This is a genomic window from Streptomyces sp. NPDC002499 (genome assembly GCF_053595415.1).
Genome location: NZ_JBSFXO010000026.1, coordinates 13,532 through 33,498, shown reverse-complemented (window position 1 = coordinate 33,498; position 19,967 = coordinate 13,532). Strand labels below are relative to the sequence as shown.

11 protein-coding genes are annotated in these 19,967 nt (G+C 71.8%); 6 read left to right on the top strand and 5 right to left on the bottom strand.

What is annotated here, in order from left to right:
- Positions 1 to 409: 409 nt before the first annotated feature.
- Positions 410 to 958 carry a MarR family winged helix-turn-helix transcriptional regulator gene (locus tag ACWD5F_RS45235; RefSeq protein WP_401729799.1) on the bottom strand — a complete coding sequence of 183 codons (549 nt, stop codon included), beginning with the start codon at positions 956 to 958 and terminating at the stop codon, positions 410 to 412.
- Between the two features lie 139 nt (positions 959 to 1,097).
- On the opposite strand from ACWD5F_RS45235, the gene ACWD5F_RS45230 reads away from it, so the two are divergent.
- Entirely contained in the window at positions 1,098 to 2,375 is a 1,278-nt protein-coding gene (locus ACWD5F_RS45230) for an MFS transporter (RefSeq protein ID WP_451261956.1), read from the top strand.
- 57 nt (positions 2,376 to 2,432) lie between these two features.
- On the opposite strand, the gene ACWD5F_RS45225 is transcribed toward ACWD5F_RS45230, so the two are convergent.
- Positions 2,433 to 4,082, bottom strand: a complete 1,650-nt coding sequence (locus tag ACWD5F_RS45225) for an ATP-binding SpoIIE family protein phosphatase (protein WP_401729800.1) — start codon at positions 4,080 to 4,082, stop codon at positions 2,433 to 2,435.
- Between the two features lie 214 nt (positions 4,083 to 4,296).
- Positions 4,297 to 5,664, bottom strand: coding sequence for an NAD(P)/FAD-dependent oxidoreductase (locus ACWD5F_RS45220; RefSeq protein WP_451261955.1), 1,368 nt, complete (start codon positions 5,662 to 5,664; stop codon positions 4,297 to 4,299).
- A gap of 374 nt (positions 5,665 to 6,038) precedes the next feature.
- Here ACWD5F_RS45220 and ACWD5F_RS45215 point away from each other — a divergent pair, with 374 nt between their 5' ends.
- Both ACWD5F_RS45215 and ACWD5F_RS45210 read left to right on the top strand, forming a co-directional pair.
- Positions 6,039 to 6,800 carry a TetR/AcrR family transcriptional regulator gene (locus ACWD5F_RS45215; RefSeq protein ID WP_401729803.1) on the top strand — a complete coding sequence of 254 codons (762 nt, stop codon included), beginning with the start codon at positions 6,039 to 6,041 and terminating at the stop codon, positions 6,798 to 6,800.
- A gap of 405 nt (positions 6,801 to 7,205) precedes the next feature.
- Entirely contained in the window at positions 7,206 to 9,155 is a 1,950-nt protein-coding gene (locus ACWD5F_RS45210) for a sigma-70 family RNA polymerase sigma factor (RefSeq protein ID WP_451261952.1), read from the top strand.
- 110 nt (positions 9,156 to 9,265) lie between these two features.
- On the opposite strand, the gene ACWD5F_RS45205 is transcribed toward ACWD5F_RS45210, so the two are convergent.
- Together ACWD5F_RS45205 and ACWD5F_RS45200 are read right to left on the bottom strand one after the other, a co-directional pair.
- Entirely contained in the window at positions 9,266 to 12,745 is a 3,480-nt protein-coding gene (locus tag ACWD5F_RS45205; protein WP_451261951.1) for an AfsR/SARP family transcriptional regulator, read from the bottom strand.
- Positions 12,746 to 13,348: 603 nt separating this feature from the next.
- On the bottom strand, positions 13,349 to 15,448 hold the full coding sequence (locus ACWD5F_RS45200; RefSeq protein ID WP_451261950.1) for an asparagine synthase-related protein: 2,100 nt from the start codon (positions 15,446 to 15,448) through the stop codon (positions 13,349 to 13,351).
- A gap of 683 nt (positions 15,449 to 16,131) precedes the next feature.
- On the opposite strand from ACWD5F_RS45200, the gene ACWD5F_RS45195 reads away from it, so the two are divergent.
- From ACWD5F_RS45195 to trmB, 3 genes are all read left to right on the top strand, one after another.
- A complete protein-coding gene (locus ACWD5F_RS45195; protein ID WP_451261949.1) occupies positions 16,132 to 17,556 on the top strand; it encodes an MFS transporter in 1,425 nt (474 codons plus the stop codon).
- A 154-nt stretch (positions 17,557 to 17,710) separates the two neighbouring features.
- Positions 17,711 to 18,916: an L-2-hydroxyglutarate oxidase gene (gene lhgO, locus ACWD5F_RS45190; protein WP_451261948.1), complete on the top strand. Its 1,206-nt coding sequence runs from the start codon at positions 17,711 to 17,713 to the stop codon at positions 18,914 to 18,916.
- A 189-nt stretch (positions 18,917 to 19,105) separates the two neighbouring features.
- Positions 19,106 to 19,921 carry a tRNA (guanosine(46)-N7)-methyltransferase TrmB gene (gene trmB / locus ACWD5F_RS45185; RefSeq protein WP_451261954.1) on the top strand — a complete coding sequence of 272 codons (816 nt, stop codon included), beginning with the start codon at positions 19,106 to 19,108 and terminating at the stop codon, positions 19,919 to 19,921.
- Positions 19,922 to 19,967: the final 46 nt, after the last annotated feature.

The window sequence follows — 19,967 nt, the reverse complement described above, 5'->3', positions numbered from 1 at the left end:
TGAGTTCTCAAGAAACGGCCGCTTCCTTTGTACTCACCCTCTCGGGCTTTCCTCCGGGCGCTTCCCTTCGGTCTTGCGTTTCCGACTCTATCAGACCCTTTCGGCGTCCGATTCCCCGTCAGATGGGGTTGTCTTTCCGGCTGTTGGGCCGTTCCGACGTCTCAAACCTTAGCGGATCCTCTCGGCGATTCCCAATCGGGCCGCCGAGCCCCAAATCGAATTGAATTCGGGCACGCCGAAATCGACCCGGTTGGGAGATCGTGCTGAAGGTTTGGGTTGCCGCTGACGCGGCGGAGGTGCTGCCGCAGAACCGTTACGGCCCCGTGGCAACCCGAAGAACTTTACGGATCCGGATGGGGCCTGTCAACCCGCCCCTGTCAAGATCTTTTACGCCCGGCCCGGTTCCGACTCAGTCCAGGTCGCTGAGCCGTCCGCCCGCGTCCGGCTGGGCGTGCTCCACCCTACGCAGGAGGCGGGTGAGGACGTCGCCGAGGGCCGTACGGTCCTCCGGGGAGAGGTCCTGGAGCAGGTCCTCCTCGAAGACCGTGGCCATACGCATCGCCTCCAGCCACTTCTCGCGACCCTCCACCGTGAGCTCGACGATCACGCGGACGCGGTTGGACTCGTCGCGCTCCCGGGTGACCAGACCCTCGCCGACCATGCGGTCGATGCGGTGGGTCATCGCGGCCGGCGTCAGGCCGAGGCGCTTGGCGAGGTCACTGGGACCCAGGCGGTAGGGAGCGCCGGCGAGGACGAGGGCCTTGAGGACCTCCCAGTCGGAGCTGCTGATGCCGAGAGCGGCGGTCTGGCGGCCGTAGGCCACGTTCATACGGCGGTTCAGCCGGGACAGGGCCGAGACGATCTGCTCGACCTGCGGGTCGAGGTCCCGGAACTCGCGCTGGTAGGCGGCGATCTGCTCGTCGAGCGTCGGCTCGCTGACGCCAGGGGTCTCGGCCATGGCCGCAGTATGGCACGCACCCTCTTTGCTTTGAAGTCCTTCGCTGTGTACTATTTAGCTTCGAAGTTTAGTATCGAAGTCTTCACTCCTAACTACTAGGAGTCTCAACTACTTGATTGAGGTGAACGTGACCAGGGCGATGGGCGCAGCGATGCGCCGGATCCACGTGGGAAACGCACTCAGCGCGTTCGGGCTCGGCTTCACGGTCCCGTACCTGTACGTCTATGTGGCGCAGGTCCGGGGTCTGGGAGCCATGACGGCGGGGCTCGTCCTCGCCGTCTTCGCCGTGGCCGCGTTGGTCGTACTGCCGTTCGCCGGACGGGCCATCGTCCGGCGCGGGCCCCTGCCGGTTCTGATCGCCGCTCTGGTCACCGCCGCTCTGGGGGCGCTGAGCCTCGGACTCGCGGGCAGTGCGACGGCCGTGCTGCTGTCTGCGGCGGCGCTCGGGGCCGGGCAGGCCGTGATGCAGCCGGCGCTGGCGACGATGATCGTGGACTGCTCGACGTCCGACACGCGCTCGCGTGCCTTCGCGATGCAGTTCTTCCTGCAGAACCTCGGGCTGGGCGTCGGCGGGCTCATCGGTGGTCATCTCGTCGACACCACGCGCGCGTCCTCCTTCACGCTGCTGTTCGCGATCGAGGCGGCGATGTTCCTGCTGCTGGCGGTCGTGATGGCGACCGTGCGGACGCCGCACGCCCCGCACATCGGGACCGCGCCTGCCGGATCGGCGAAGGGGAGCTGGAAGCAGCTGCTCGGCAACCGGGCCATGGTGCAGCTGTCCGTGCTGGGCTTCGTGCTGTTCTTCGCCTGCTACGGGCAGTTCGAGTCGGGGCTCAGTGCCTACGGGGTCGAGGCGGCCGGGATCTCCACGTCCGCGCTGGGGTCGGCGCTGGCCGCCAACACCCTGATGATCGTCGTCGCGCAGTTCGCCGTGCTGAGGTTCGTCGAGCGGCGCCGGCGGTCGCGGGTCATCGCGCTCGTGGGGCTGATCTGGGCCGTGGCGTGGGTCGTGGCCGGGTACGCCGGGCTCGGGCACGGCAGCAAGGAGATGGCGACGGCGGCCTTCGTGTCGACGTACGCGCTGTTCGGGCTGGGTGAGGCGATGTTGTCGCCGACCGTGGCTCCGCTGGTGGCCGATCTGGCGCCGGAGGGGATGGCCGGGCAGTACAACTCCGCCTTCGCCCTGGTGAAGCAGCTCGCGTTGGCCGTCGGGCCCGCGGTGGGCGGGCCGATGGGGGCCTCGCTGCACGCGCCGTACATCGTGGCGTTCCTGCTGTTCTCGCTGGGGATCACGTTCCTCGCGCTGCGGCTGGGGCGGCAGCTGACCGCCGTACAGGATCGGCCTTGGGCGGTGGCCAGGAGTCGGGTGGTCGCTCGGGGTGGGGCGGCTGCGGAGCCGGTTGTCGCCGAGGCGTGAGATCGGGATGGGAGAGCGGCCGTCGCCCTTGGGGGTGGCGGCCGCTTCTGTGTGCGTCTAGGTCGGGCGGGGGAGTACGAACTCGCACCAGACCGCTTTGCCGCCGCCGGGGGTGCGGCGGGAGCCCCAGTTGGTGGCGATGGTGGCGACGATGGCGATGCCTCGGCCGGACTCGTCGCCCGGTTCGGCTCGGCGGCGGCGGGGGAGGTGGTCGTCGCCGTCGGTGACCTCGATGATCAGGCGGCGGTCGGTGCGGCGCAGGCGCAGGCGCATGGGTGGGATGCCGTGCTGGAGGGAGTTGGCGACGAGTTCGCTGGCGGCCAGGACGCCCAGGTCGTGCAGTTCGGTGGGGAAGCGCCAGCTGGTCAGGACGCCTGAGGCGAACGCACGCGCGCGTGGGGCCGCTTCGACGCCGCCGAGGAGCTCCAGGGCCGCGTTGCGGAACAGGTCGCTGTCGGGGCCGGTGCGGGCCGGGTGCTGGAGGACGAGGACGGCGACGTCGTCGTCGTGGTCCGCGGTGACGCCGGCCGAGCGGACCAGGCGGTCGCAGACGACCTGCGGGGTGCCCGTGGCACCCGCCAGGGCGCGCTGGAGAGCCGCGATGCCCTCGTCGAGGTCCTCGTTGCGGCGTTCGACCAGGCCGTCCGTGTAGAGGACGGCGGTGGAGCCGGGGCCGAGCGGGATCGAGCCGGAGGAGTGCATCCAGCCGCCGGTGCCGAGCGGCGGGCCGGTCGGTTCGTCGGCGCGCAGGACGACCCCGCTCTCGTCGCGGACCAGGATCGGGAGGTGGCCGGCGGAGGCGTACACCAGGCGGCCTTCGTTCGGGTCGTGGATGGCGTACACGCAGGTCGCGATCTGGTTGGCGTCGATCTCGATGGCGAGGCCGTCCAGGAGCTGGAGGACCTCGTGCGGGGGGAGGTCGAGGCGGGCGTACGCGCGGACCGCCGTGCGGAGTTGGCCCATGACGGCCGCCGCTCGGACGCCTCTGCCCATGACGTCGCCGATGACCAGGGCCGTGCGGCCGCCGCCGAGGGTGATGACGTCGTACCAGTCGCCGCCGACCGCGGCCTCCGTGCCGCCGGGCTGGTAGGTGGCGGCGATGCGCAGGTCGTCGGGTTCTTCGAGCTCCTGCGGGAGGAGGGAGCGCTGGAGGGTGACGGCCGTCTCGCGCTGGCTGCGTTCGCTCGCGCGCAGGCGTTCGGCGGCCTCGGCGTGGTCGGTGACGTCGGTGGCGAAGACGAGCACTCCCCCGTCGTCGCCCTCGGCGACCGGAGTGCAGGTGAAGGTGTAGGAGCGGCCGTCGGGAGCCTTGCGGGACTTGAGGGTGCGGGGCTTGCCGCTGCGCAGGACCTGGTCCAGGAGCGGGAGCAGGCCCAGTTCGTCGAGTTCCGGGAGCGCGTCGCGGGTCGGTTCGCCCAGGGGGCGTACGCCGAAGGCCGTCACATAGGCGTCGTTGACGTACGCCACGCGGTGGTCGGGGCCGTGGACGAGGGCGACGAGGGCCGGGACGCGGTCGAGGACCTCGCGGACGGGGAGGTCGTCGACGGCCGGTACGGGCGGGGGCTCGTCGGTGAGTTGTTCGGCGCGGGCGGCGGGGACCGAGCCCGCGCCCTCCGTCCGCCGGTCCGCGGTGACCGCGTGGTCGGTCCGCGCTGCGGCGCGGCGCTGCGTTCCGGGGAGCCGGGCGCTCCAGCGCGTGAAGTTCACGAATCCTTGCCTCGTGTCGTCGTCTTCGGCCGGCTCCGGACCCGGCCGGGGGTCTGGGGGTCGGCGCCCCGGGGATGCAGCACGGTGGGGAGAGCCTCGCGGGTTCGAGGGGCGAGCTTCTGCTCGTCCGAGGGGTGGGACCAGTCTGGCAGTGTGGCCTACGAGGGCGACATCCGTCAGACGCCTGCGCGGTGTACGGAGTTCCTCACTCCGGTCAGGACGACCCCTTCGGGTCGGTAGGAGGCTTTCCACCGGCCGCGAGTTCGAACTCCGCTCGGGGATGTTCGAGTGAACCGAGCGACACGATCTCCCGTTTGAAGAGACCCGAGAGCGTCCATTCGGCCAGGACGCGAGCCTTCCGGTTGAAGGTGGGCACCCTGCTGAGGTGGTAGACGCGGTGCATGAACCAGGCAGGGTAGCCCTTCAGCTTGCGCCCGTAGACCTGCGCGACACCTTTGTGCAGCCCGAGTGAGGCGACCGAGCCGACGTACTTGTGCGCGTACGTCTCCAGGTCCTCGCCGCGCAGGGAGTGCGCGATGTTGTCGCCGAGGACCTTGGCCTGGCGGACCGCGTGCTGGGCGTTGGGCGCGGTCTCGGTGCCGGGTTTCTCGGCGGTGACGTCGGGGACGGCGGCGGCGTCTCCCGCGGCCCACGCGTGCGTGGTGCCCTCGATCGTCAACTGGGGGGTGCATTTCAGCCGACCGTGCTCGTTGCGCGGGAGGTCGGTCCCGGCGAGCAGCGGGTGGGGTTTCACGCCGGCCGTCCATACGACCGTCCGGGTCGGGAAGCGGGCGCCGTCGTCGAGGACGGCGACGCGGTCGACGCAGGACTCCAGGCGGGTGTGCAGGCGTACGTCGATGTTGCGGCGGCGCAGTTCAGTGACCGTGTAGCGGCCCATCTCCTCGCCGACCTCGGGCAGGATGCGGTCCGAGGCCTCGACGAGGATCCACTTCATGTCGTCGGGCTCGACGTTGTGGTAGTAGCGGGCGGCGTAGCGGGCCATGTCCTCGAGCTCGCCGAGCGCCTCCACGCCCGCGTAGCCGCCGCCGACGAAGACGAAGGTCAGGGCCGCGTCGCGGATGGCGGGGTCTCTGGTGGAGGAGGCGATGTCCATCTGCTCGATGACGTGGTTGCGCAGGCCGATCGCCTCCTCGACGGTCTTGAAGCCGATGCCGTGCTCGGCGAGTCCCGGGATGGGCAGGGTGCGCGAGATCGAGCCGGGCGCGAGGACGAGTTCGTCGTACTCCAGTCGCTCGGGGCCCGCGCCCTCCTCGTCGGTGGCGAGGGTCATGACCGCCGCGGTGCGCTTGGCGTGGTCGATCATCTCCGCCTCGCCGATGACCACATGACAGCGGTCCAGGACGCGGCGCAGGGGGACGACGACATGGCGGGGGGAAATGGAACCGGCCGCCGCTTCGGGAAGGAACGGCTGATAGGTCATGTACGGGTCGGGGGTGACGACCGTGATCTCGACTTCGCCCCGCTTGAGTTCTTGTTTCAACTTCCGTTGCAGGCGCAGAGCCGTGTACATCCCGACGTAGCCGCCGCCGACAACGAGAATGCGCGCACGTTCCTTCACCATCCCATGACGCACCGAGCTCTTGAGTTTGTCCACAGCCTCGACAATTTGTGTGACCGCGGGTCGGGGACATCCGGACTTGGCCGAATTGCCGGAGTGCGCGGAAGGTTTGCAGGTCAGCAGGTGTGCGCCGGGTGACCTTGGGGGGTGTAATCGGGACGTATGCAGCCCGTACTCCGATCGGGGGGCGCTCCGTGCGGAACCTGCCCCTTCTGAATTGACCCCCGCTCAACTATGTTCGTGTGTCGACGGGGTGTAGGGGGATGCGCTCATCGAGTCCGCGACGGGCGGGCCCGTGGTCGCGCTTGTTCCCGAGCCCCGGCTGCCGATGGCGGGGAGAGTCTCCGGGGGGAGACGTCATTACCGGGGGAACATTCATGCATATTCAGGACACTCATTGGTCGTCCGCGTCCACGCTCGCACCGGCTGGTGTGGTGAGCGCGGCGGCAAACGGACGCGGGGACGGTGCCCGCACGGCGCCCCTCCGCGTGGACGCACAGCGCAACCTGGAACACGTACTGCGCGCGGCGCGCGAGGTCTTCGGCGAGCTGGGATACGGCGCGCCGATGGAGGACGTGGCGCGGCGGGCGCGGGTGGGTGTGGGGACCGTCTACCGGCGGTTCCCGAGCAAGGACGTCCTGGTGCGGCGGATAGCCGAGGAGGAGACCTCCCGGCTGACCGAGCAGGCCCGGACGGCGCTCGGCCAGGAGGACGAGCCGTGGTCGGCGCTCTCGCGCTTCCTGCGGACGTCGGTGGCCTCGGGTGCCGGGCGGCTGCTGCCGCCGCAGGTCCTCAGGGTCGGCGTCGCGGACGAGCAGGGCGACGGCGCGTTCGACGAGGCGCGCGTGCCGCAGCAGCGGTCCCAGCCGGGTGCCGGGGAGTTGCGGCTGGTGCCCGAGGGGGTGCCGGCGGTCTCGGCGGACGACGACACGGGCGCGGCCGCGCTGCTGGAGGTCGTGGGCCAGCTCGTGGACCGGGCGCGTGCGGCGGGTGAACTGCGGCCCGACGTCTCGGTGTCGGACGTACTGCTGGTGATCGCGACGGCCGCGCCCTCGCTGCCGGACGCGGCTCAGCAGGCCGCCGCGTCGGCGCGGTTGCTGGACATCCTCCTGGAGGGACTGCGGTCCCGACCGCTGTGACGGATCGCGATCGCGGCCCCGCATGACTGGCCGCGGTCGCGACCGGTGCGGCGGCTGTGGCCGCGGTCATGGCCAGGCTGCTCCGGCCGGTGTTCATGGCGGTGCGGCTCCGGCCGCTGTCATGGCCCGAGTTACTCGAAAAGGTGACGGAGGAGCGTGGGCTCTGCGTGGCCCGCGCCCCCCGGGCGAGCTCGCAACACGCTCGACATTCCGGACAGATGGCGCAACTCTCGCCCCGGGAGCGTCATTTGAGCCGTTCCCGGACGGGTGACGGCTAGCACTGCGGCGCGACAAGTCCCCACGGATGAGTGGAAGGTCCCCTCCAAGGGGGTCCTGAACAAAAGCCAATATGGCACTCTGACCCGGTGTTCGCGACTGTAGGTCAGGCGGCGGGGGCTTTCCGCGATGAGCGTTGACGGGCGGGACGAGTCACTGGGTGACGATGACCCGGAGGCCAGCGGTTCCCCGCAGGTACCGAGTCAGGGTGGCCGGGCCGCCGGGGTGGGGCGCGGTGGTGAGCCCGTCGAGGCCGCCGTCCCGGCGCAGGGCGGTGAGCCCGTCGAGGGCAGCGTGCCCGCGCAGCGCGACCGGCGCGAGGACGGCAGCGTGCTGCCGCCGCCGAGGGATCTGCCACCGGCCGACGCCGACCTGATCGAGCGCATGCGCGCGGGCGACGACACGGCCTACGAGGAGTTGTACCGGCGCCACGCGGGCGCGGTGCGCCGCTACGCCCGTACCTGCTGCCGTGACGCCCACACCGCGGACGACCTCACCGCCGAGGTCTTCGCCCGCATGTTGCAGGCGGTGCGCGGCGGTTCGGGTCCCGAGCACGCCGTACGCGCCTATCTGCTCACCACCGTCCGCCGGGTGGCCGCGAACTGGACCAAGTCGGCCCGGCGCGAGCAACTGGTCGACGACTTCGCGGTGTTCGCCGCGCAGGCCGCCCGCGGCTCCGAGGTCTCCGACGACGACACGCTCGACCTGGGCGCCGATGTGCGCGCGATGCACGAGGCCGAGCAGACCATGGCCATGCAGGCTTTCCGGTCGCTGCCCGAGCGCTGGCAGGCCGTGCTGTGGCACACCGAGGTCGAGGACGAGTCGCCTAGCGAGGTCGCCACGCTCTTCGGGCTCGACGCCAACGGCACGCGCGTGCTCGCCAGTCGCGCCCGCGAGGGCCTCAAGCAGGCCTACCTCCAGGCCCACGTCAGCGCCGCGCTCGTCGGCGACGAGGAGTGCGCCCGCTACGCCGACCGGCTCGGCGCCTACGCCCGCGGCGGACTGCGCACCCGTGCCGAACGGGGCCTGCGCAAGCACCTGGAGGAGTGCGCCAAGTGCCGGCTCGCCGCGGGCCAGATCAAGGAAGTCGCCAGCGGGATCCCGGGTGTCGTGCCGGTCGCGATCATCGGCTGGTTCGGTGCCGCCGGGTACGCCAAGGTGGTCGCGCTCATCGCCGGTGGCGCGGGAGCCGGCGCGGCAGGAGCCACGGGTGCGGCCGTGGCGGCGGGCGGCAGTTCGTCCGGCGGGGCGGGCGCCGGTGGGGCCGTGGCCTCCGAGGGGCTCGGCGCGCCCGTGAAGGCCGGCATCGCGGCCGGTGTCGTCGCGGTGGCGGCCGCGGCGGTGGCGCTCGCGCTGGTCAACAACGAAGTCCCGCCCAAGACGCCCGACGCCAAACCGCCCGTGTCCGCGCCGGTGGTCAAGCCCGAAGCGCCGACGCCCGCGCCCTCGAAGAAGGAACCCGAGCCGGAACCCCCGGTGTTCGCGGCGGCCCCAGCCCCCAAGCCGACGCCGAAACCGACGCCGACTCCCCGGCCCAAGGCCAGCCCGACGCCGACCCCGAAGCCCACCCCCACGCCGAAACCGACCCCGAGGCCCACGCCCACCCCGACACCCACCCCGACGCCGCCGCCTCCCCCGCCCGCTCCGACCGTCTACCAGTGGAGCGAGCTGTCCTACAACGTGTCCGGCGACGGCACCGGGCCCGAGATGCGGCTCGGCGAGAGCAGTTGGGTGTGGCAGCGGTACGGGGTGTCGATCGCCGACAAGCGGTACGCGCACGGGGTGACCGTGCACGGCCGGTCCTCCGTCACCATCGACCTCAACCGCAGCTGCAACTCCTACGACGCACTCGTCGGCGTCGACGACATGACCCTGGGGATCGGCCGGGTGCACTTCTCGGTCTACGCCGACGGCGTCCAGCTGTGGCGGTCCGGGACGATCCGGGGCGGGGACCGTGCGGTGCCCGTCCATGTGAACATCGCCGGCCGCAAGACCGTACGGCTGGTCGTCGAACCGCTCAGCGACTTCGACTCCCTGGCGCTCGCGGACTGGGCCGAGTCGAAGTTCTCCTGCGGCTAGGGCAATCGGGGGCGGCGGGGGCGACTTGGGGCCACTAGTGAGCCCTAGGTAGTCCAAGGGAGCCCTAGGTAGTCCAGGGGAGCCCTGGGAAGTCCTGGGGAGCCGACTTCCTAGTGCCCCAATAGGTGCTGGTGGGGCCCCAGTTCCTCCGATTCGGCCAGTTCGGCGAGGACCTCTTCCGGAGTGAGGGTCGCGCCCCGGGCGCGTTCCGCCGCGTACCGCGCTGGGCCCAAGCCCGCGCGTGCGGCCTGCTCGGCCCACTCGGCGCGCTCGTCCTCCGGTCGGGAACGGGGAACGCCGCCGCGCCAGCGTTCGGCGGCGGCGAGCAGCCGGGCCGCGCGCGGGAGATCGCCGAGGTCGGTCAGCAGGGCGGCCGTCATGTCCACGAGGGTCGCCACGACCGCGTCGGCACACTGCTTCTCGACCGCCTGCCGGACGGTGTCCACGAATCGCGGCAGCCCGCGCTCCGGGCCGGACTCGGCGACCACCACCATCGCCTCGATCGACAGCACCATCACCATGAACTGAGGCGGCGCCACGTCCTGGCCCACCTCCGCCCGGACCGCGTCCACCAGTTCACGCGCGCGGGCGATGTCGTCGTCGTCCAAGGCGATGCGGGCCTCCATCAGCCTGACGAACGCCTGGGCCTCCGCGACGCCGTAGCGGTCGGCGGCGGCGGTGGCCTCGTCCAGGGACTTCAGCGCGGCCGAGCGGTCGCCCGTGCGGTAGGCGACCTCGGCGAGCCGGGCGAGGAGGAACGGCGTCTCGGCGTACGCCTCCACCTCGTAGGCCAGCCGCAAGGCCTCCGCGTACTCCGCCTTGGCCTCCTCCGGCCGGCTGCGGATCATCGCCGCCTCACCGGCCGCGCTGCACACCTGGGCGCGCATCCAGCGGTCGCCGACCCGGCGGCTGAGCACCCGTAGCTCCGCGAGGTCGTCGTCGATGCCCGCCATGCCGCCCGAGGAGTCGACGATCATGTGGGTGCGGAACATCAGGCTGACGCCGACCGACCAGTCGTCGCCGTGGGCACGGCAGTTGGCGACCGTGCTGTCCAGGGCGGCCCGTATGCCCAGCGAGCCGTCCCTGGAAAAGGTGGTCATCGGCCACACGAGTCCCGGCACCCGGGCCGCGTCCGGACCGCCCCGTGCGAAGTGGTCGCGCACCCGGTCGACGTACTCCCGCATGCGGTCGTCGAGGAGATCCTCCAGCGGCTCGGCGTCGATCCTGAGGAACAGATGCAGCATCCGGAGATTCATCCGCAGGGTGTGCAGCGGGTGGTGCGTCTCCCCGTCCGGGTCGGCGAGGAAAGCGTCGACGGGATCGGCCGGGTCGATGGGATCGACGGGATCAGCCGGACCGGTGGCATTGGTGGGATTGGTGGGACCGATCGGATCGGTGGGATTGGTGGGACCGGTCGGATCGGTGGGATCAATGGGACCGGCTGCGTGGAGAGCGTCGCTCCGTTCGGCGGCGTCCAGCGTCACGCCCAGGCGCAGGATCCGGTCGGTCCAGGACATGGCCTCCGTGCGGTAGTTGCGCAGCCACCAGAACCAGCCCGTGGCCATCGCGAGGGCGCCCGCCTCGGCCTCGGCCTCCTCGGTCAGGGCGCCGTGCAGGGCCGCGCGGATGTTGTCCAGCTCCGTCTCCAGGCGGGCGATCCACGGGAGTTGACCGGCGGAGCGCAGTTGCGGCTCGGCCTCCTCCACGAGCGCGCGCACCCACGCGCGATGCCGGCGCTCGGCCGCGGCACGCAGTCCGGGGACCTCGGCGGCGCGCTCGACGGCGTACTCGTGGATGGTCTCCAGCATGCGGTACCGCATGCCGTCGCCGCCGTCCCGCTCGTACGGGGACGCCACGATCAGGGACTTGTCGACCAGGGACCCGATCAGGTCGGCCGCGGGGCCCGTGCACACGGCCTCGGCCGCCGTGAGGTCCCAGCCGCCGGCGAAGACGGACACCTCGCGCAGTACCGTCCGCTCCCGGTCGTCGAGCAGGTCCCAGGACCAGTCGACGACCGCGCGCAGGGTCTGCTGGCGGGGCAGGACCGTGCGGCTCCCGGAGGTGAGGAGGCGGAAGCGGTCGTCCAGGCGGTCGGCGATCTGGCGTGGGGTGAGCAGGCGCAGTCGGGCGGCGGCCAGTTCGATGGCGAGCGGCAGTCCGTCGAGCCGGCGGCAGATCTCGTCCACCGCCGCGCTGTTGACCTCGTCGCGGAGCAGGGTGGCCGCGTCGGGGCGGACGGCGGTGGCGCGCTCCGTGAAGAGGCGATGCGCCTGGTCGGGGACGAGGGGTTCGACCGGGCGCACGGACTCGCCGGGGACGCCCAGGGGTTCACGGCTGGTGGCGAGGACCGTGAGGCCGGGGCAGTGGGTGAGGAGGGTCTCGGCGAGGGTGGCCGCCGCCTCGATGACATGTTCGCAGTTGTCAAGGATCAGGAGCTGGCTGCGTGGGGCGCAGTGCTCTACGAGCAGGGCGATCGGGTCGTCCTGCGGGGCCGTCAGCTCGGTGGTCTTCAGTACGGTCTCGCGCAGACCGAGGGCGTTGACCACCGCGCCCGGCACGGCCTCTGGGTGGTCGAGGGGTGCCAGTTCGACCAGCCAGGCCTGGGGGGTGCCTGCGGCGGCTTCCTCGGCCAAGCGGGTCTTTCCTGAGCCGCCCGGTCCGGTGAGCGTGACCAGTCGGGCCCTGTGCAATTCGGAACGGATGGCGTCGAGCTCGGGTTCCCGGCCCACGAAAGAGGTAAGTCGGGGACGGAGGTTGCCGGTTCGGGTGGGGGCTTCAGGGTGGGTGGGGCTGGAGGGGTGAGTGGGTGGTGTGGGGGTGGAGGAGTGAGTGGGTGGTGTGGGGGTGGTGGGGCGTGATGCGGTGGGTGGGGGTGGGGTCGTCAGGAGTTCCGTGTGCAGGGCGCGGAGTTGGGGGCCCGGGTCCGCGCCCAGGCCTTCCGCGAGGGTGTGGCGGGCCGTCTCGTAGGCGGCCAGGGCGTCCGCCGTGCGGCCCGTGTCGCGCAGGGCGCGGATGAGCAGCGCGTGCAGCGGTTCGTCGTACGGGTGGGTCGTGGTCAGTTCTCTGAGGCGGGGTACGACCTCTTGGGCTCGGCCGAGGCGTAGGGCGGCCTCGGTGCGGGCTCGGGTCGCCTCCAGGTGCAGGGCGTTCGCGCGGGTCGCGGCCGTGCGGTCGGGGAGGTCGGTGAGGGCGGGGCCGCGCCAGAGGGAGAGGGCCTCGTCGAGGGTGTGGGCGGCGGTCGCCGGGTCGTCGTTCGACAGGGCGGTGGTGCCCTCGTGCACGAGGCGTTCGAAGACGAACAGGTCTACGTCGTCCGGGGTGGCCGTGAGGCGGTAGCCGCCGGGGGCGGAGGTGATGGCGTCCTTGCCGAGGGTGCGGCGCAGGCGGGCGATCAGGGCCTGGAGGGCGGCGGGGGCGTCGTGGGGTGGGGTGTCCGACCAGATCTCTTCGATCAGGGTGTCGGGGGTGGTGAGGCGGCCGGGGTGGAGGGCCAGGGCGGTGAGGAGGGTGCGGAGGCGGGGGCCGGGGATGGGTAGGGGGGTGCCCTGGGTGTCCTCGGCCTGGGTTATGCCCAGGATTCTGTACCGCACCGGGTCATTGTCGCTGGGAGTGGGGGGTGGAGCACGGTGTTTGTGGGCGGTGGTGTTTTCGCCCCCGCCGCCCCTACCCGTCCCATCCCCAGGGGCGCTGCCCCTTCGACCCCGCCGGGGGCTGCGCCCCCAGACCCCGCTTCGGCCTGAACGGCCTCGTCCTCAAACGCCGGACGGGCTAAAAGATACGGACCGGAGTTCAGAAGGCGGAGCCCCTTGGGGTGGGTGGGGGTTCGGGATGGCAGAGCCTCGGCCTCGAACACCGCACGGGCTGAGTTGTACGGACCGGAGCTCGAGAGGCGGAGCCCCCTGAGGGTGGGTGGGGGTTCGGGATGGCAGAGCCTTGTCCTCGGACGCCGGACGGGCTGAAAGATACGGACCGGAGTTCAAGAAGCGCAGCCCGCTGGGGGTGGGTGGGGTTCGGGATGGCTGAGGCTTGCCCTAGGACGCCGGACGGGCTGAAAGATACGAACCGGAGTTCAGGAGGCACAGCCCGCTGGGGGTTCGGGATGGCTGAGGCCTGGCCTCGGACGCCGGGCGGGCTTAAGGCCAAACGTGCAGCCCCCTGCGGGTGGATGGGGGATCCGGACGGCAGAGCCTTCCTCACGCCACCCCCGCCCCACCCCCCGAAGCCAACGCCCCCCGTCTCGGTGTGATGCCTGCCGGGACCGCCCGTTGGCGGGCGGGTGTGCCTGTCCAGCAGGTGCCTCGGCGGGAGAGTAGGCGGCGGAGCCAGAGTTCGAGGGAGACCAGGTCGGCGAGGCCGTCCAAGGGGAGGGGTTCGCCCTCCGCCGCGGCGCGGAGCGCTTTGCGGACCACCCGCGCTTCGACCAGGCCCGCCTCCGCCAGGAGGGGCGTGCCGAAGAGGGACATCAGGGAGTCCGCCGCCACTCGGAGGCCCTTGCGGGCCGCGGCCGCGGTGGGAGCGTGGGTGGGGGCGCCCCAGCCGGGCGGGAGGTCGGCGACGCCGGCGCCCTCCAGGACCGTACGGAGGATGGCCGCTCGGGCGCCTGGTTGGACGCGCAGGGCCTCGGGGAGGGCGCGGCAGGCGCGGACCACCTGGTTGTCGAGGAAGGGGGCGTGGAGGCGCTGGGAGCGGATCTCCGCCGCCTGCTCCAGGACGCGTAGGTCCGCAGCGTGCCGGAACAGGGCCGCACGCGCGCGATGGTCGCCGGGGCGTTGGCCGGGGCCGATGCCCGAGCGGTTCGTGGAGGTCTGGAGGCGAACCGATACTTCAGCCAGCGCCTCGCCGGTCAGCCAGCGCGCCGCAGGGCCCGGTCTGGCCCAGGTGAGCGCGGACAGGGACGCGCCGACGGCACCGCCCGGCTCCTCGAAGCGGCGCTGCATCAGGCGCTCGCCGAGCAGCTCCAGGCCTTCGAGGTAGGGCGTGCGGGCCAGTCGGCGGGCGGCGCCGTACACGCGCGCGGGGACCATCACCGAGCCGTCCGCCTTGGCGAGCGCGGCCACGGGGCGTACCAGGTGGCGGCGTTTGCGGTCCATCAGGAGGTCGGCCAGCCGGGCCGGGTGCGCGTCCAGGACCTGGCGGGCGCCGTAGCCCGTGAAGTGGTCCGCGCTGCCGGCGGCGAGGCGGGCGCGGTGGCGGGCGGCGGAGATGAGGGACGGGCCCGGTTCGTCCGTGAGGGGACCGTCGAGGTCCGCGTAGGGAAGCGTTTCCTCGCCACCCGTCACCACCACGTGGTGCAGACGGGGGTTGGCGGCCAGCGTGCCCGCCCGTTCCAGTTCCGACTCGCGGCCGCCCACCGCCAGGTCGTTGAAGGTGACCGCCAGCAGTCGCTCCCCCGCGCCCGTGCCGTGGCCCAGGACCGTGCCCGGCATGCCCGGCAGGCCGGCGGCGAGCAGGGCCAGGGTGCCCGAGGCGGGGCCGCCGGAGAGGTCGGCGCCGATGCCCGCGACCGGCATCCCGCGCGCGGCGCGCCGCTCGGCGGGCCCCATGCCGGGGACCGGTCCTGGGTCTATGTCGGCCCCGGGAACGTGCCGTGGCGCCGACAGTCGTGCGCGTACCGCCTCGACCAGCGCGTCGCGTACCGCGTCGACCGCGCTGTCCGGGTCCGCCGAGGGCGCCGCCACGGCGAGGGAGGCGACCTGCTCGTAACTGGCGATCTCGCGTGCGCCGGTGCGCAGGATCAGGGTGTGCCCCGGTGGAATGCGCCGCACGCCGTCGTACGGGGTGGAGTCGTGCACGGCCGCCGGCACGTCCGGGGCCGCCAGCAGGGCCGCGAGATGACCGAAGTCGAGGTTCGCCTCGATGAGGTCGGCCAGCGGCAGCGCGGCCGTGGCGTACGCCGTGCCGCCCGCCCAGGGGGTGTAGAACACCGGGCGCATGCCCGCCAGATCGCCGCACACGGTGACCCGGCGGCCCACCTGGACGATGGCCGTGTAGCTGCCCGACCAGGCCGTCAGATGGCGAAGTGCGCCTCCGCGCGCGGCGAACAGTCCGACCCGCAGCTCCTCGTCGGTGGCGCCGCAGGTACCCAGGACGGCGATCCGGTTCTGGGCGTCGGCCCGCACCACCCGCACCTCGTCGGGGCGCCAGTCACCGACCGCCCACAGCGGATCGGGGTCACCCCACAGGAGTTGGGAGCCCACCGGGTGAACGGTCTCGCCGTCGGGCCCCGTGGCCCCCGCGGAACCGATCGTGGCGGTCCCAGCGGCGGTACTGCTCCATCCCACCAACCACCGCATCGACGCCTCCACAGCCTGTGGACAACCAGTGCACCGTACGAACTGGTTCCCCATGCTGCCATGAAGGACGCACCTCGGAGGGGTGGTGGCGCCGCTTGCGCTCCCTGGAACGCGCCCCCGCGCCCACCCTCGGGGGTGGGTCAACTCCCCTATTGGGCACGGTGTCTACGACTCGAATGCGCCCCCGGAGCGCGCCCCGAAAACACCCTTCGCGCCCTCAACTGCCATGGTAGGAGCGCTGATTAGCCCGGGATGGCGGGGGCGGTTTTCGGCCAAATCGGCGATACGGAGACAGGCGTGCACACGCTCCGTACATGCTCTGCGCACCGCCGCACAGGCGCGCAGCCCGGGAGGCGGAGATCGCCTCCCGGACTTCTCCGCCGCCCGCGGGGATGGAGGCGGCGGTGTCCCCCAGCCCACTGGATCCAGTACAGCGGGCCGACCCACGCACGGTCCATGGAACCGCTCCCCCGATGGCCGGAGAAGAGCGCACGGACGGGCGCACGGCCACACAATGGGAGCACGGCACAACAGCCCGTATCGGACCCGCACTTCAGTACGGACCACAATCCCGCCATCCGGAACAATGCCCCTTAACGCTTGGGATGCGGCGAACTACGCTGGGTTTACGAATGCCGCGTGGTTATGCCAGCGCGGCAGCCGTCTGTGTCGAGGGGTGGCGCATGTCCAGGGAGCAACGCGGGCCGAACGAAAAACTCGGCGCCGTTCTCGCCCTCGCGGGAATCAGCAACGCAGGACTCGCGCGTCGCGTCAACGATCTTGGCGCTCAACGCGGGTTGACTCTTCGCTACGACAAGACGTCGGTCGCGCGCTGGGTGTCGAAGGGGATGGTGCCGCAGGGTGCCGCGCCGCACCTCATCGCTGCCGCGATCGGCCAGAAGCTCGGCCGCCCGGTGCCGCTCCACGAGATCGGCCTGGCGGACGCGGATCCCGCACCGGAGGTGGGCCTCGCCTTCCCCCGGGACGTCGGACAGGCGGTGCGGTCGGCGACGGAGCTCTACCGTCTCGACCTCGCGGGCCGGCGCGCAGGCGCCGGTGGCATCTGGCAGTCGCTCGCCGGATCGTTCGCAGTCAGCGCATACGCAACGCCCGCCTCACGGTGGCTGATAACCCCGGCCGACAGCTCGGTCGCGCGAGAGGTGAACCCCGGCGAGGGCTCCGGCGCACCGCTCAAAGTCGGCCACAGCGACGTGCTGAAACTGCGGGAGGCCGCCGAGGACGCCAGGCGCTGGGACTCCAAGTACGGGGGCGGCGACTGGCGTTCATCGATGGTGCCCGAGTGTTTACGGGTGGAGGCGGCACCGCTGCTGCTCGGCTCGTACTCCGACGAGGTCGGCAGGGCGCTGTTCGGCGCCTCCGCCGAACTGACCCGGCTCGCGGGCTGGATGGCCTTCGACACGGGGCAGCAGGAGGCGGCGCAGCGGTACTACATCCAGGCGCTGCGGCTCGCCCGCGCGGCGGCGGACGTGCCGCTCGGCGGGTACGTGCTGGCGTCGATGTCGTTGCAGGCGACCTATCGGGGCTTCGGCGACGAGGGCGTCGATCTCGCGCAGGCCGCGCTGGAACGCAACCGAGGGCTGGCGACCGCCCGCACCATGAGCTTCTTCCGGCTCGTCGAGGCACGGGCACACGCGCGTGCGGGCGATGCTGTCGCGGCCGGTGCGGCACTCAAGGCGGCGGAGGGGTGGCTGGAGCGGTCCCGTGAGGGCGACAACGATCCGTCCTGGCTGGGGTTCTACTCCTACGACCGGTTCGCGGCCGACGCGGCGGAGTGCTATCGCGATCTGAAGGCGCCTCGGCAGGTACGGCGGTTCACCGAACAGGCGTTGTCGAAGCCGACGGAGGAGTTCGTGCGGTCGCACGGGCTGCGGTTGGTCGTCTCGGCGGTGGCCGAGCTCGAGTCGGGGAACCTTGACGCGGCTTGTGAGCAGGGGGTGCGTGCGGTGGAGGTGGCCGGGCGGATCTCTTCGGCTCGGACCACGGAGTACGTGAAGGATCTTCTGCATCGGTTGGAGCCTTATGGGGACGAGCCGCGGGTTGTCGAGCTGCGGGAGCGGGCTCGGCCGTTGTTGATGGCTCCGGCGTAAGGGTCTACTCGTCTGCCGGGTGCCTGTGATCTTTTGACCGTAGGCCGTGGAGGGTTGCTCGCGCAGTTCCCCGCGCCCCTACCGGCATGCACATCCCCGTGTTTGAAGTGACTGTCAGTGGCGCAGGGCACTATCAAGGGTGGAGGTGGTGCCGGTGGTGGCCCGGATTGGTTACGACTGTGACGTGCTCGTGGTCGGCGGGGGCATCGTCGGGCTGTCGTCGGCGTATGCGATCACGCGGGCGGCGCCCGGTACACGGGTGACCGTGCTGGAGAAGGAGCCGGGTCCCGCCCGGCATCAGACCGGGCGGAACAGTGGGGTCATCCACAGCGGGGTCTACTACCGGCCAGGCTCGCTGAAGGCGCGGTACGCGGTGGGCGGGGCCGCCGAGATGGTGAAGTTCTGCGCCGAGTACGGGATCGCGCACGCCGTCACCGGGAAGCTGATCGTCGCGACCCGGCGGGACGAGCTGCCCCGCCTGCACGCGCTCGTGCAGCGCGGCCGGGAGAACGGGATTCCGGTAAAGGAGCTGGGCGCCCCTCAGATCGAGGAGTACGAGCCCGAGGTGCGCGGACTGGCCGCCATTCACGTCGGGACGACCGGGGTGTGCGACTTCGTCGGGGTCGCCCGGCAGCTGGCGCACGCGTCCGGCGCGGAGATCCGGTACGGCTCGCGGGTCGTCCAGGTGGACCGGCGCCCGGAGCTGGGGGTCGCCGTCCGCACCGCCCGCGGGGACGTCATCCGCGCGCGCGTGCTCGTGAACTGTGCCGGGCTGCACTGCGACGAGGTGGCACGGCTGACCGGGGACGACCCGGAGATGCGCATCGTGCCGTTCCGCGGCGAGTACTTCGCACTGGCCCGGCCCGAGCTGGTGCGGGGACTGGTGTATCCCGTACCGGACCCGGCGTTCCCGTTCCTCGGGGTGCATCTCACCCGGGGGATCGACGGCGGCGTGCACGTCGGCCCCAACGCGGTGCCGGCACTGGCCCGGGAGGGGTACGGCTGGGGGGTCGTACGGCCCCGGGAGACGGCCGGCACGCTGGCCTGGCCGGGCGCGTGGCGGATGGCCCGGCAGCACTGGCGGTACGGGGCCGGTGAGCTGCGTAGATCGGCGTCGAAGAGGGCGTTCACGACGGCGGTCCGCAGATTGTTGCCGGCGGTGACTCCGGACGACCTGGTGCCGTCGGCGGCCGGGGTGCGTGCGCAGGCGGTGCTCCGGGACGGCACGCTGGTGGACGACTTCCTGATCAAGGAGGGTCCGCGGACGGTCCACGTACTGAACGCCCCCTCCCCGGCGGCCACGGCGTCCCTGCCGATCGGCCGCGAGGTGGCTCGGCGGGCACTGGCGGTACTGGACTGAGCCGGGGCGCTGCGCCTGCCCGAGGCGGGGTCACCGTGCCGACCCTCGCTCCCCGTACAACTCCCATCCCGGCACACGTAAAATCGACGCACTGTGTCTGAGCCACCCCACACCCCCGAACCCCTCCGCCCTGCGGCGCACGCCGACACGGAGGGCGCCCCCGCGCACCCCCACACTCCCGGCGTCTCCCTGCGCCACACCCGGGCCAAGGGGGAACCCCGGTTTCCTGACGGGCCCATGCCCGATCCCGCCGGGTCGCACTTCGAGCGGCGGATCCGTAGTTTTCAGCCGCGGCGGAGTCGGGTGACCGCCGGGCAGGCGGACGCGTTGCAGCGGCTGTGGCCCAAGTGGGGGCTGGACATCGACGGGCAGCGGACGCTGGATCTCGGCGAGTTGTTCGGGAACGCCAACCGGGTCGTGCTGGAGATCGGCTTCGGCATGGGTGAGGCCACCGCGCAGATGGCCGCCGCAGAGCCGGGCACCAACATCCTCGCCGTGGACGTGCACACCCCCGGCCAGGGCAATCTGCTCAACCTCGCCGACCAGAGCGGCCTGCCCAACGTCCGCGTCGGCAATGGCGACGCCATCATCCTGCTGCGCGAGATGCTCGCCCCGGACGCGCTCGACGGGCTGCGCGTCTACTTCCCGGACCCGTGGCCCAAGAAGCGGCACCACAAGCGGCGGCTGATCCAGCCGGAGTTCCTGGACCTCGCCGCGAGCCGCATCAGACCCGGCGGCATCGTGCACTGCGCGACCGACTGGGAGCCGTACGCCGAACAGATGCTCGACGTACTGACCGCGCACCCGGAGTTCGAGAACACCGCGTCCGACGGCGGTTTCGCGTCGCGTCCGGAGTTCCGGCCGCTGACCCGTTTCGAGGGCCAGGGGCTGGAGAAGGGTCATGTCGTGAACGACCTGCTCTTCCGTCGCGTACAGCATCGCGAAGAGCCCAGTGACCAGGACCGCGAAGAGCGACACAACTACCAACCCCCCACCGGCGCCTGAAGCCTCCGCGGGCAGCGCGGGCAGCGCCCTCCCTCGTTAGGGTCAA